The organism is Cognatishimia sp., from assembly GCF_964229375.1.
Lineage (GTDB): Bacteria > Pseudomonadota > Alphaproteobacteria > Rhodobacterales > Rhodobacteraceae > Cognatishimia.
This window is the reverse complement of the sequence record NZ_CAXREH010000214.1, coordinates 1-12,225: the sequence shown is the minus strand read 5'-3', so window position 1 is coordinate 12,225 and position 12,225 is coordinate 1. Positions and strand designations below refer to the sequence as shown.

Genomic DNA, 12,225 nt, shown 5'->3' with positions numbered 1-12,225 from the left:
AGGACTTGGCAGAGCGCCATCCGTTGATCGACCCGAAACACTATTACGCAGCGCTTTGGGACGATCAGGACGGTGATCTGGATCCCTCTGGCGCAACATATGCCTTTGCGAAATCAGCGCGGGTGCATGGGGCCAAGTATTTTACACATTGTGGCGTCACGGGCATGTCGCAGCGTCCCGATGGCTCTTGGGATCTGACAACACCGAAAGGCAGCATCAACGCCGAGCATATCGTGAACTGCGGCGGCCTTTGGGCGCGCGAAGTCGGGCATATGTCTGGCGTTCACCTGCCTGTGCAGCCGATGGAGCACCATTATCTGATCACCGAAAAAATCCCGTCCATTGCAGAGCGTATGGACAGCATGGGCGAAGCCGGGCGTCTGCCTGCGGGGATCGATTATGAAGCCAATATTTACTTCCGGCAGGAACGTCAGGGCATGTTGCTTGGCACCTACGAACCAAAGTCGACCCCTTGGAAGGTTCAGGGCACCCCTTGGGACTTTGGGCACGAGCTGCTTCAGCCGGATCTGGATCGGATTGCGGATCGCCTAGAGATGTCGTTTGAGCGGATCCCGGCAATCGCGGAAGCGGGCATTAAGGATATGATCAACGGGCCGTTTACCTTTGGCCCGGATGGTAACCCGATGATTGGTCCGGTTCCCGGCATGAAAAACTATTGGGTCGCTGTCGGTGTTATGGCGGGGTTCTGTCAGGGCGGCGGTGTTGGTCTGACGATGGCCGAATGGATGATTGATGGCGAGCCGTCCATTGATGTCTGGGCCATGGACGTTGCGCGATTTGGCGAATTTGCGACCCCGGATTGGGGCACTGTTAAATCGTCGGAAAACTATGAACGCCGTTTTGTGATGACCTTCCCGAACGAAACCCTGCCCAAGGGCCGTATGCAGAAAACCACCGCGCTTTATGATCGGCTGGTGGCGAAGGGTGCATTGATGGATCAGGGCTTTGGTCTTGAGAACGCGCAGTGGTTTGCCGACGATGCCGCAGACGCACACGAGGTTCCGACGTTTGAGCGCAACCGCTCGTTTGACTATGTCAAACGCGAGGTTGAGGCTGTGCAAACCGCCGTGGGTGGGATCGAAATTGCGAACTTTGCCAAGCATGAGTTCAAAGGCGTCGGGGCGCGGGACTATTTGAACCGCACTCTGGCGGGCTATGTGCCCAAACCGGGGCGTTTGACGCTGACACCGATGCTGACGCCGAATGGTAAGCTCTATGGTGACTTGACCGTGGCCTGTCTGGCGGACGATCACTTTATGCTGTTTGGATCTGGCGCAATGCAGGAAGCCCATCGTCGCTGGTTTGAAAAGGATCTGCCCGATGACGTGACCTATGAGAATGTGTCTGACGACTGGCACGGGATCGCCTTGTCTGGCCCTAAATCGCGTGATCTCTTGGCGCGACTGACCCGCGAAGACGTCAGCGCCGAGGCGTTCAAGTTCCGTGATCTGCGCCAGACCTTTGTTGGAGGTGTTCCGGTGATCCTGAACCGGATCAGCTTCTCCGGTGAACTGGGCTATGAGATCTATTGCCGGCCGCAATACCTGCTGCGCCTTGCCGAAGCGATCGAAGAGGTCGGCGCGGATCTTGGCTATCGCTGGTATGGCGCACGCGCGTTGATGTCGATGCGTCTTGAGAAAGGCTGGGGTGTCTGGACGCTTGAGTTCCGCCCGGATTTCAACGCGGTGGAAAGCGGCATGGACGCCTTTATCAACTGGAAGAAGGATTTCGTTGGCAAAGACGCGACGCTTGCGATCCTTGAGGAGGGCGTGAAACAGAAACTCGTTACGATGACCATTGATGTCGAAGGCATCGATGTGTCCAACGACGAGGCGATCCTGAAGGATGGCGAGGCTGTCGGCTATGTCAGCTCGGGCGGCTATGGCCATCGCGTCGGGACGTCCATGGCGATGGGCTATGTCGATGCGGCCCATGCAGAGCCTGGCAGCAAGCTTCAGGTCGAAATTCTGGGCGAGTTCTATGACGCTGAGGTGTTGGGCGCGCCGGCCTATGACGCTAATGGCGGCAATATGCGCGCTTAAGGTAGGTTAACGAAAATGGGGCAACCTGCTCTCAAGATCGATCCGGGCATCGCCAGGTTGGTGGCGGTCGAAAGGTTTGTGTTTCTCGTGCTGCCTGGGTTCTCGGCTTTGGATCTTGGGGCAGGGATCGACACATTGGCGGCGGCGAATGCCGCGGCCGGGTCGATCAGCTTTGAATGGACCATCGTCAGCGAAACCGGCGCGCCTGTGACCTCGTCCTCGGGCCTGCAGGTTGCGGTCGACGGCGCGCTGCCCAAAACGCAACGCGACGACTGTGTGGTGATCTGCGCACCGCTTGGCGAGCGGCCCCCCATTTTGTTTGAGCTGAAGTCATGGCTGCATCGCACCTCTCGCTTTGGGGCGCAGCTGTGCGGCCTTGGCGGAGGCGCTGCGGCCCTTGCGCATGCAGGCTTCTCGATGTCTGGTCCGATGAGCACCCATTGGAAACTGCAGCCCGCCCTGGCCGAGATGTTTCCACACATGGATGCGGTGTGCTCGGTCTATGAGGACAACACTGTTGCAACCTGTGGCGGCGGGGCGTCCACGTTGGATCTGTTCTCGGCGATGGTGCGCCGTAAATGCGGCACGGATATTGCCTCGCAAGTCGCGGATCTTTTGTTGCATGCGACGGTCAGATCAGGGGCAGACAGGCAAACCCGAAGCGATTTGTGCCGACTTGGTAAACGCAGCGAAAAGCTTGGCTATGCCATTCAGATCATGCAGGACAATCTGGAAGAGCCAGTAACGCCCACGGTCATCGCCGAAGAGGTCGGACTGTCCACACGCCAGCTTGAGAGGCTGTTTAAGCGATACGTCGGCTCGAGCCCCAAGACCTATATGACAGAGCTGCGGCTGCAACGCGCGCGCCTTTTGTTGTTGCAAACGCATCTGCGGGTGATTGATGTGGCCGTCGCCTGCGGGTTCACGTCCGCCAGCCATTTCGCGCGCCACTATCGTCGCAAATTTGGCGTCTCACCACAGCATGAAAGGGGAACGGTCACCTAGGCGCGATGTATACTTTTTCGCTGTTTGCGCGCATTTACTTTTGCCGACCAGAAGCTAGGGTGTGGCCAAAGGAAGACTGATGACCAAACCCTGCATTATTTGCGTCGCCATCACCGGATCCGTTCCGACCAAGGCCGACAACCCTGCGGTGCCAATTTCTGTGCAAGAACAGATCGAAAGCACGCATGAATCATTTGAGGCTGGCGCGTCCATTGCCCATTGCCATGTGCGCAACGCGGATGAGACCACCTCTTCTGATCCCGAGAAATTCGCGCTCTTGCAGGAAGGTCTGCGCAAGCATTGTCCGGGTATGATCATCCAGTTCTCAACCGAAGGCAGGTCTGGCTCCGGGCGCGAGCGCGGGGGGATGTTGCCCCTGTCGCCAGACATGGCGTAATTGACCGTTGGCTCGAATAACTTCCCGACGCGCGTCTATGAGAACAGCCCTGACTTGGTGGATTGGTTGGCATCGGAAATGACAAAGTTCGGGGTGGTTCCCGAGATAGAGGCCTTTGACCTTAGCCATATTTTCCAGACCGTCGCTATGCACGAAGACGGCCGACTGCCGCGCGTGCCTTATGTGCAATTCGTGATGGGTGTGCAAAATGCCATGCCTGTTGATCGCGAGGTCTTTGATTTCTATGTCAAAACACTCAAGCGGCTCAGCCCGACCTCGGAATGGTGTGCGGCGGGTGTTGGGCGCGGACAGCATGTGGTGAACGAATGGAGCATCGCCGCTGGGGGACATGCGCGGACGGGTTTAGAAGATAATATCCGATGGGACAAAACCACGCTCGCCCCATCAAACGCGGCGCTGGTGCAGCGCACTGCTGGCCTGTGCGAGCAATATGAGAGACCGGTTGCAACATGGCAGCAAGCGCGCGAGATCCTTGGTTTAAGCGCGCAATAAAAAACGCTCCGGAAAGGAGCGTTTCAAGACGGGACTGTATGGGGGGGCTGGTTTACCGGCCCCACGTCCGTAGCGGGCCGCAATCAACATGCACAAAGTTCGAGCCGGAATAGCGACCCACACCGCCAGCACGACAGGAGGCCGCGGCGCGCGCGAGTTGGCTGACAGAGCGATCTGCCAGACGCAGGTCAGCGGCCTGGCCTTTCATGTGCAGCGAGTTCTTGGCAACACCACGTGAATTGCGACGCAGCATCGCGTTGGTCTGCGGGCTGCGATAGCCAGAGAGCAACATGAAGGGTTCGTTGGTGTCGGTCAGGCGCAGCGAAGCGGCCATGATGTCGACGGTGCGCGTGTCGATCTTGATCACGCCATTCGTGCGCCAGTCACGCATGAATTTGTTGATCTCGTCCACTGCGTCTTTGATGTATTTGCCTTCGATCCAATAGATCGTATCGATGCTTTCACCTGTGCGGCCAGAGTACATCTTGAGGCGGCGAATATCGCCCGCGCCCCGTAGGAAGCCTGAAGCATTTGTGAAAGTAGGTGCTGCTGCGATCGTCGTCGCAGCGAATGCACGCAGAAGCCCGCGCCGTGTTATGCCCTGAGAGCCTTCGGTCAACATATCTTGCGCCTGTCCCGTCGCTTTCATTTCGATGCGCCGCCGCGCAATCATTAAAATTATCCCCAGATGCGCCAAAGTTATGACACAACTTGATTCGTTTACCAAGGTTTCATTTTCGAAAAACAGTGTGATCACGGGGCTTTGGCGAAAATTCGCGCAAATTTCGGGCATTGTTTCTGCCCGGTTAACAGTTGCTACTTTCCTGCCACACATTGCGCGCTTTGAGGTGCAATCCCCCAGATATTGTCAAGATGATCTAAATGTGAATGGACAATTCCGCGCATCGGCCTCACAAAATCATCACATACATGTATATGTTTCGGGGCGGGTAGCTATGTCTTTCATTCGAATTCTTTCTCAAACTCTGTCGGTGGCTTTGATCTGGGCTTTGTCCACATCTGGTGTTTCCGCAAAAAGCGACACACAAGTTACAGCGTTTATGCAAGCTGTCGCCGAAGCAGCCTCGGCGGATAAAGACATCGCAGCCTATTACCGAAGCGTCGACTTCCAGCCGCTTTGGACAGGCAAGGGCCGCGAGTTTCGTGAACGCCGCAGCGCGTTGTTTGATGCGTTGGAACGTGCAGGCGAACATGGTCTGGTTCCGGCGCATTACGACATTGCTGGCCTGAAAGCCGATATTCGCAGCGCACGCACCAAACGTGACCTTGGTTTGGTCGAAGTTAAGATCTCTGAGACATTTTTGGACTACGCGCGTGACGTTCAAACCGGCATTTTGATTCCATCTCGGATCGATGACGGCCTGGTGCGCAAGGTTCCATACCGTGATCGCGAGGCTTATCTGGCCAATTTTGAGCAAAGCGATCCTGAGAAATTCATCAAGACGCTCGCGCCCAACACGCCGGAATATACGCGTCTGCGTAAAGAAAAGCTGTTGCTGGAACGTCAGATCGCACGCGGCGGATGGGGCGCACCGATCCGCGCGAAGAAGCTCGAGCCAGGTGACGCAGGCGGTGCTGTGGTCCAACTGCGCGATCGTCTGATCCGCATGGGCTATCTGTCGCGCCGTGTCTCGACGAAATTTGACGCGGATTTGCAGACTGCAGTTCAGAACTTCCAAGCCGCCCATGGCCTGACGGCCGATGGTGTCGCAGGGCAGTCCACGATTGCAGAGCTGAATATTCCGGCACAAGAACGCCTGAAATCCATCATGGTCTCGATGGAACGCGAACGCTGGACCAATATGCCCAAGGGCGACCGCCACGTTATGGTGAATCTGACCGACTTCTCGGCAAAGATCATCGACGACGGCAAAGTAACTTTTGAGAGCCGCACAGTTGTGGGCCATCGCGACACCGACCGCCGCAGCCCAGAGTTCTCGGACACGATGGAACATCTTGTCATCAATCCGACGTGGAATGTGCCGCGCTCGATTGCGACGAAAGAATATCTGCCGATGCTGAAGGCGAACCCCAACGCGGTGAGCCATCTGACACTTTATGATGCGCGCGGCCAGGTCGTTAATCGTGGTGCTGTGAACTTTTCACAGTATTCCGCTAAGACCTTCCCGTTCGATATCAAACAGGCGCCAAGCAACACGAATGCGCTGGGTCTTGTGAAGTTCATGTTCCCGAACCGTCACAATATCTATCTGCATGACACGCCTGCTAAGAGCCTGTTTTCACGCGAAGTTCGCGCCTATAGCCACGGCTGTATCCGCCTGCACAAGCCGTTTGAGTTTGCCTATACCATTCTGGCCAAGCAAAGCGCTGATCCGAAGGGGCTGTTCCACAGCACGCTGGACACAGGTCGTGAAACACAGATCGATTTGGTAAAGCAGATCCCAGTTCACATCATGTACCGCACCGCCTTTACCGAGGCGAAAGGTCCGATGCAGTACCGTCGTGACATCTATGGCCGTGATGCCAAGATCTGGCGCGCTCTGGCGAACGAAGGGGTGGCTTTGCCTGCGGTTCGCGGCTAAACCTGCCCCCAAAGATCTGGGGGCCGCATGACAAGTTACAGCGTCAAAGACATCGCAAAAGCCATCGGGGCTAAAGCGGTTGGGGCCGTGGATCTGAGCGTCTCTGGCGTGGCCGAGCCTCAGGACGCGACGTCTGGGGATCTTGCTTTGGTGATGAAGCCGGCATTTGCGGAGAACCTGTCCAAAGGGTCTGCGCAGGTAGCCATGTTGTGGCCTGACGCGGATTGGCAGTCTTTTGGCCTTCAGGCCGCCATTCTGCCTGACCGTGGCCGATATGCGATGGCGACTGTGACCGAGCTCTATGATCTTGGCCATGGGTTCCACAAGGGCATTCATCCCAGCGCTGTTGTCAGCCCTGAGGCCCGTCTGGGCGCGGATGTCTCTGTTGGCCCACTCACTGTGATCGAGGCTGGCGCTGTCATCGGGGACGGATCGGTAATTGGTCCGCAGTGCTATATCGGGATCGATGTGAATCTCGGCGCGAATGCTTTTTTGCGCGATCATGTGACACTTGGCGCGCGCGTTAAGATCGGTGCGAATTTTATCTGCCAACCCGGTGCGCGGATCGGTGGCGACGGGTTTTCCTTTGTGACACCAGAGAAAAATCAGGTTGAAGACGCCCGTGCCGAGTTGGGCCAATCCAGCATCAGCGCGCGTCAAAGCTGGGCTCGTATTCATTCCATTGGCAGCGTCACGATTGGCGATGACGTCGAAGTCGGCGCGAACACGACCATTGATCGCGGCACCATCCGCGACACGGTGATTGGGCGGGGCACCAAGTTGGATAACCTTGTTCAGGTTGGACATAACGTGGTCGTCGGCGAGGATTGCCTGCTGTGCGGTATGGTCGGAATTGCCGGGTCGTCACAAATCGGAAACAATGTGGTCCTAGGTGGTCAGACAGGGGTCGGAGATAATCTGACCATTGGCGACGCGGTGATCACAGGTGCAGGAACCATGGTCTTGGCGAATGTACCGAAGGGACGGTTTATGTTGGGCTATCCAGCGATGAAAATGGAGAGTCAGGTCGAAGCCTATAAAGGGTTGCGTCGTCTGCCACGGCTTTTCGCTGACGTCGCGAATTTGAAGAAAGCTGTTTCAAAATCAGCGGACAATGACTAAATCACTCCGCAAGTCTGGGAAAGGATTTGGCATGAGCGTCAAGGACAAGGTAATCGAAATCATCGCGGAACAAGCGGTTCTAGAGGTTTCGGACGTCACACTGGACAGTACATTAGAAGACCTGGGCATCGACAGCTTGGGATTGGTTGAGAGTATCTTCGCAATCGAAGAAGCTTTCGACATCTCGGTTCCTTTCAATGCAAATGAACCCAGCGAAAGCGACTTTGATATCTCGAATGTGGCCTCTATCGTGGCTGGCATCGAAAAACTGGTATCTGAGCAGGCGTAAGTCTGAGCACACTTGATCTGAAAGACCCAAAATGAAACGCGTCGTAATTACCGGGGCAGGGACGATCAACGCCCTTGGCCACAATGTTCCACAAACATTGGAGGCGATGCGCGAAGGCCGTTGTGGCATTGGACCACTGGAGATGCGCGACGTAGATCGGTTGGCGGTCAAGATTGGCGCGCAGGTCAAAGGATTTGACCCCGAGGGTCTGTTTAATCGTCAGCAGATGTCCCTGTTTGACCGTTTCACGCAGTTCACCCTGATTGCGGCACGCGAGGCGATTGCCCAATCGGGGCTGGAGTTCTCTGATGAACTGTCGGCCCGTTCCGGTGTCGTTCTGGGGAATTCCGGCGGGGGGATGACCACGCTGGATGACAACTATCGCACCGTCTATGAGGACGGAAAAAACCGCGTGCATCCGTTTGTTGTGCCCAAGCTGATGAACAATGCAGCCGCAAGCCACGTCAGCATGGAATTCAACCTCAAAGGGCCAAGCTTCACTGTCGCTTCCGCCTGTGCCAGCTCGAATCATGCGATGAGCACTGCGTTTCAGATGGTCCATGGTGGCTCGGCCCCTGTGATGATCACGGGCGGGTCGGAGTCGATGCTGTGTTTTGGCGGCGTGAAGGCCTGGGAAGGTCTGAGGGTGATGTCCAAAGACGCCTGCCGTCCGTTTTCGGCCAATCGCAATGGCATGGTGCAGGGCGAGGGTGCGGGCATCTTTGTGTTTGAGGAATATGAACACGCCAAAGCGCGCGGCGCTGAAATTTTGGCCGAGGTCGCTGGGTTTGCGATGACCTCTGACGCCAGCGATATCGTGATGCCGTCCAAACGTGGTGCCGCCCGCGCCATTTCCGGCGCGCTGGCCGATGCCAAGATCTCGCCGGACTGTGTTGGCTATATAAATGCACATGGAACGGGTACGGCGGCCAACGACAAAACCGAATGCGCCGCAGTTGCGGATGTGTTTGGCCAGCACGCCAACAACCTGATGATCAGTTCGACGAAATCCATGCACGGTCACCTGATTGGCGGCACCGGCGCGGTCGAGCTTTTGGCCTGTATTCTGGCGTTGAAGGACGGCGTGATTGCGCCCACCATCAACTACGAAGAACCAGACCCGGAATGTGCGTTGGATGTGGTGCCAAATGAGGCGCGTGAGGCAAAGGTTGACGTTGCTTTGTCAAATGCCTTTGCCTTTGGCGGTCTGAACGCAGTTTTGGCCCTGCGTTCAGTCTAGGTTTACTGCAGTTTCGCCGCAGCTGTGTCGAAGGCTTTGGTAAAGCCTTTCAGCGACATCTGAACTTGAACCAGTCGATCAGGCTGCGCCGCAGGCACAATCGAGATGGTCGCAACGCCGCCCGCCTTATAGCTGGCCAAGTCTTCTTGTGTCAGACCTACGCGTGACAGGCACCCGTTGGCGTTACAGAAGGCAAAGGGATAGACGCGTGGCAGGTTTTCATCCACGGCAATCGACAGCTGTGCGGTCAGCAGGGTTTCCAGTGGCGCGATCATGTTCGCACCGGCCACTGCCTGACCCTGACCCACGACAGGGAACAGGGTGACGGCCACCGCAGGTGCACCGTCGGTTTGCGTCAAAAGCTGGAACATTTCGCAGATCTCACGCTCGCCATTTGAGCGGCAGTTCAGCGTCCAGTCACCTATGACTTCTTGCGTGACTTTTGGAGCAGCCGGAGTACCAAGACTCAGCCCCTCGTCACTGTTGGTTTCCTGTGCGAACGCAGAAGTTGACGCGACAACAAGGGCGCTCGCCATAAAGGAGAATAGCTTTTTCACTGTATTATCCTAAGATGTTCAATCCCATTCGGCATAGCACGTGTTAACGGGGCTGTCAGTGTTCAATTCCACTGGGTAAACAATCCCAAGCAGCTTTTTGCTAATGGTTAACCTGCTGAAACAATGTGCAAAAAGAAGAAGGGGGCCGGCAGGCCCCCTTCAATTCGTACACTCCCCGTCGGACTGGCCGACTTATTTATGTGCAGGACGCTACGTTGTATTATCGTGCACGTCAACAGGCACGATTGAAAAAGTGAAGGGTGTTTATTGGCGAAACTGAAAATGATCTAATTTGCTGCAACTGCACAAAAATTCCCTCTGGGATGATGATGTTTTTTGCGATTTTATAAGATTAGTCTTTGAGTATGTCCTAACGGGATTGAGGGGTTCAGGTGGAGAACGGTATTTTTATTGGCGGCGGTGGCGAAGGCTATGGCGAAAAGCAATTTCTGACACTGAAATACGCCAACCGACACGGCCTGATCGCCGGAGCGACGGGGACGGGGAAAACCGTAACGCTGCAAATCCTGGCCGAAGGGTTCTCGAACGCGGGCGTGCCTGTGTTTCTGTCCGACGTAAAGGGCGACTTGTCTGGGCTTGCGGCTTCGGGCACAGAAAGTTTCAAGCTGCACGACGCGTTTACATCGCGCGCAGGCACAATCGGATTTGAGGATTATCGCTACCACGCATGCCCCGTGACCTTTTGGGATCTGTTTGGCACGCAGGGCCATCCGGTGCGCACAACCGTCGCAGAGATGGGTCCGCTTTTGGTGAGCCGTCTGCTGGAATTGTCTGAGGCGCAGGAAGGTATTTTGAACATCGCGTTCCGACTGGCCGACGAAGAAGGGCTGCCGCTGCTGGACCTGAAAGATTTGCAGGCACTGTTGGTTTGGGTGGGCGAGAACCGCTCGGATCTGGCGCTGCGGTACGGGAATATTTCCGTGCAATCCATCGGCGCGATCCAGCGCAGATTGATGGTTTTAGAAAATCAGGGCGCGACCCAATTCTTTGGCGAACCCGCGCTCGAGCTGTCAGACATTATGCGGACCGATGCTGAGGGCAGGGGACAGATCAACATTCTGGCGGCTGACAAGCTGATGGCCTCGCCGCGGCTTTATGCAACGTTTTTGTTGTGGCTGCTATCAGAGCTATTTGAAGAATTGCCAGAGGTCGGTGATCCCGACAAACCGAAACTGGTTTTCTTTTTTGACGAAGCGCATCTGCTGTTCGAAGACGCCCCCAAAGCGCTGGTGGACAAGGTCGAGCAGGTCGCAAGGCTGATCCGCTCCAAAGGGGTCGGCGTTTATTTTATTACGCAAAATCCTGCTGACGTGCCCGAGGATATTCTGGGACAGCTTGGCAATCGGGTCCAACATGCGTTGCGTGCCTTTACAGCGCGGGATCGCAAAAACCTGCGAATGGCGGCGGAAACGTATCGCGACAACCCAAGATTCTCGACCGAAGACGCCATCAAGGAAGTGGGCGTTGGCGAGGCGGTGACGTCTATGCTGATGAAAAAGGGCGTGCCGGGGATTGTTGAACGTACGTTGATCCGGCCGCCTTCAACGCAACTTGGGCCGCTGGACAAGACGCTGCGCGCATCGTTGATCCAAGCCTCTGATCTGGCGTCAAAATACGGCACCACTTTGGACCGGAAATCAGCCTATGAGATATTGCGCGCCCGCGCAGAGGCTGCGGCGGCCGAAGCAGAGGCGGAAGAAGCCCGCGAAGAAGATATGTCGGTTGCAGAGCGCGAGTTCTCGACCGCCCGGCGTTATTCTGGCGGGCGTGTCGGCCGCTCATCCTCGCGCCGGATGCGCAGCCGCAAGGATATCGACATCGGCTATGAAATGAAGCGCATGGTTGTGAAGGAACTGACCGGCACCACAGGTCGCCGGATCGTGCGAGGATTGTTGGGGGGCTTGTTTAAGGGGCGCTAATACCGCACCCTTTGCATCTGTTCTTTCTAACAAATACCAAAGTCTCACACTAAGTAGGAGAGTTTGGCTCCGGCGGTAGGGATCGAACCTACGACCAATTGATTAACAGTCAACTGCTCTACCGCTGAGCTACGCCGGAACATGTGGGACCGTATAGCTATAAGATTTTCCGGCGTCCAGAGGGGGTGTTACATTTTTTTCGTTTTTCCCTTAGATTTTTTAAACAACTTCGAAAGGTGATGTAAATTCAACGTCTTGTGTAGGTTTCACAAGGCCTCTGCCGGTCAGATCGACAAGGTGCGCAAAGACATTTCGCGCCGCCGCTGGCAAGAGCGCCGGATTCACATCGCGATAGATCTTGCGGGCCAGACCGTCAGCAGTGTCAGCGCCCTCTGCCAGTGTCTTTAGGATCTCGGATTCGCGGGATCTGCGGTGGTTTATCAGCCAGCTCAGACGCGCGTTGGGATCCTCGATTGGGGCTCCGTGGCCTGCGTGAAATCTGCGCCATGTGCGGTTGGCCAGTATTTCGCAAGAG

At 56.1% G+C, this 12,225-nt stretch carries 9 protein-coding genes, 1 tRNA gene and 2 pseudogenes; 8 read left to right on the top strand and 4 right to left on the bottom strand.

What is annotated here, in order from left to right:
- The 3 genes and pseudogenes from ACEQWH_RS15440 to ACEQWH_RS15430 form a co-directional block, all read left to right on the top strand.
- On the top strand, positions 1-2,063 hold a 2,063-nt coding region (locus ACEQWH_RS15440), incomplete at its 5' end, for an FAD-dependent oxidoreductase (protein ID WP_370232337.1).
- A gap of 15 nt (positions 2,064-2,078) precedes the next feature.
- Positions 2,079-3,068: a GlxA family transcriptional regulator gene (locus tag ACEQWH_RS15435; protein WP_370232335.1), complete on the top strand. Its 990-nt coding sequence runs from the start codon at positions 2,079-2,081 to the stop codon at positions 3,066-3,068.
- 79 nt (positions 3,069-3,147) lie between these two features.
- Positions 3,148-3,978: pseudogene (locus ACEQWH_RS15430) on the top strand (3-keto-5-aminohexanoate cleavage protein).
- 52 nt (positions 3,979-4,030) lie between these two features.
- Here the strand turns inward: ACEQWH_RS15430 and ACEQWH_RS15425 are convergent.
- Entirely contained in the window at positions 4,031-4,600 is a 570-nt protein-coding gene (locus ACEQWH_RS15425) for a YcbK family protein (protein WP_370232339.1), read from the bottom strand.
- 334 nt (positions 4,601-4,934) lie between these two features.
- Between ACEQWH_RS15425 and ACEQWH_RS15420 the strand changes: the two genes are divergently transcribed.
- The 4 genes from ACEQWH_RS15420 to ACEQWH_RS15405 are packed head-to-tail and all read left to right on the top strand — an operon-like array spanning position 4,935 to position 9,193.
- The gene (locus ACEQWH_RS15420) at positions 4,935-6,542 is read left to right on the top strand and encodes a murein L,D-transpeptidase (protein WP_370232333.1); all 1,608 of its coding nucleotides are present in this window, start codon (positions 4,935-4,937) and stop codon (positions 6,540-6,542) included.
- 27 nt (positions 6,543-6,569) lie between these two features.
- A complete protein-coding gene (lpxD, locus tag ACEQWH_RS15415; RefSeq protein ID WP_370232331.1) occupies positions 6,570-7,664 on the top strand; it encodes a UDP-3-O-(3-hydroxymyristoyl)glucosamine N-acyltransferase in 1,095 nt (364 codons plus the stop codon).
- Between the two features lie 31 nt (positions 7,665-7,695).
- Positions 7,696-7,953, top strand: coding sequence for an acyl carrier protein (locus ACEQWH_RS15410; protein ID WP_370232329.1), 258 nt, complete (start codon positions 7,696-7,698; stop codon positions 7,951-7,953).
- A gap of 31 nt (positions 7,954-7,984) precedes the next feature.
- Positions 7,985-9,193: a beta-ketoacyl synthase gene (locus ACEQWH_RS15405; RefSeq protein ID WP_370232327.1), complete on the top strand. Its 1,209-nt coding sequence runs from the start codon at positions 7,985-7,987 to the stop codon at positions 9,191-9,193.
- 2 nt (positions 9,194-9,195) lie between these two features.
- On the opposite strand, the gene ACEQWH_RS15400 is transcribed toward ACEQWH_RS15405, so the two are convergent.
- Positions 9,196-9,750 carry an invasion associated locus B family protein gene (locus ACEQWH_RS15400; RefSeq protein WP_370232325.1) on the bottom strand — a complete coding sequence of 185 codons (555 nt, stop codon included), beginning with the start codon at positions 9,748-9,750 and terminating at the stop codon, positions 9,196-9,198.
- A gap of 392 nt (positions 9,751-10,142) precedes the next feature.
- Between ACEQWH_RS15400 and ACEQWH_RS15395 the strand changes: the two genes are divergently transcribed.
- The gene (locus ACEQWH_RS15395) at positions 10,143-11,690 is read left to right on the top strand and encodes a helicase HerA-like domain-containing protein (protein ID WP_370232323.1); all 1,548 of its coding nucleotides are present in this window, start codon (positions 10,143-10,145) and stop codon (positions 11,688-11,690) included.
- Between the two features lie 64 nt (positions 11,691-11,754).
- On the opposite strand, the gene ACEQWH_RS15390 is transcribed toward ACEQWH_RS15395, so the two are convergent.
- Positions 11,755-11,829, bottom strand: a tRNA-Asn gene (locus tag ACEQWH_RS15390).
- 80 nt (positions 11,830-11,909) lie between these two features.
- Positions 11,910-12,225, bottom strand: a pseudogene (locus ACEQWH_RS15385) (MBL fold metallo-hydrolase); the annotation flags it as partial.

What these genes read in the sequence shown, in the direction of transcription:
- ACEQWH_RS15410 (WP_370232329.1), top strand. Translation starts at nt 7,696, where the DNA reads ATGAGCGTCAAGGACAAGGTAATCGAAATCATCGCGGAACAAGCGGTT.
- ACEQWH_RS15435 (WP_370232335.1), top strand. Translation starts at nt 2,079, where the DNA reads ATGGGGCAACCTGCTCTCAAGATCGATCCGGGCATCGCCAGGTTGGTG.
- lpxD (WP_370232331.1), top strand. Translation starts at nt 6,570, where the DNA reads ATGACAAGTTACAGCGTCAAAGACATCGCAAAAGCCATCGGGGCTAAA.
- ACEQWH_RS15420 (WP_370232333.1), top strand. Translation starts at nt 4,935, where the DNA reads ATGTCTTTCATTCGAATTCTTTCTCAAACTCTGTCGGTGGCTTTGATC.
- ACEQWH_RS15425 (WP_370232339.1), bottom strand. Translation starts at nt 4,600, where the DNA reads ATGTTGACCGAAGGCTCTCAGGGCATAACACGGCGCGGGCTTCTGCGT.
- ACEQWH_RS15405 (WP_370232327.1), top strand. Translation starts at nt 7,985, where the DNA reads ATGAAACGCGTCGTAATTACCGGGGCAGGGACGATCAACGCCCTTGGC.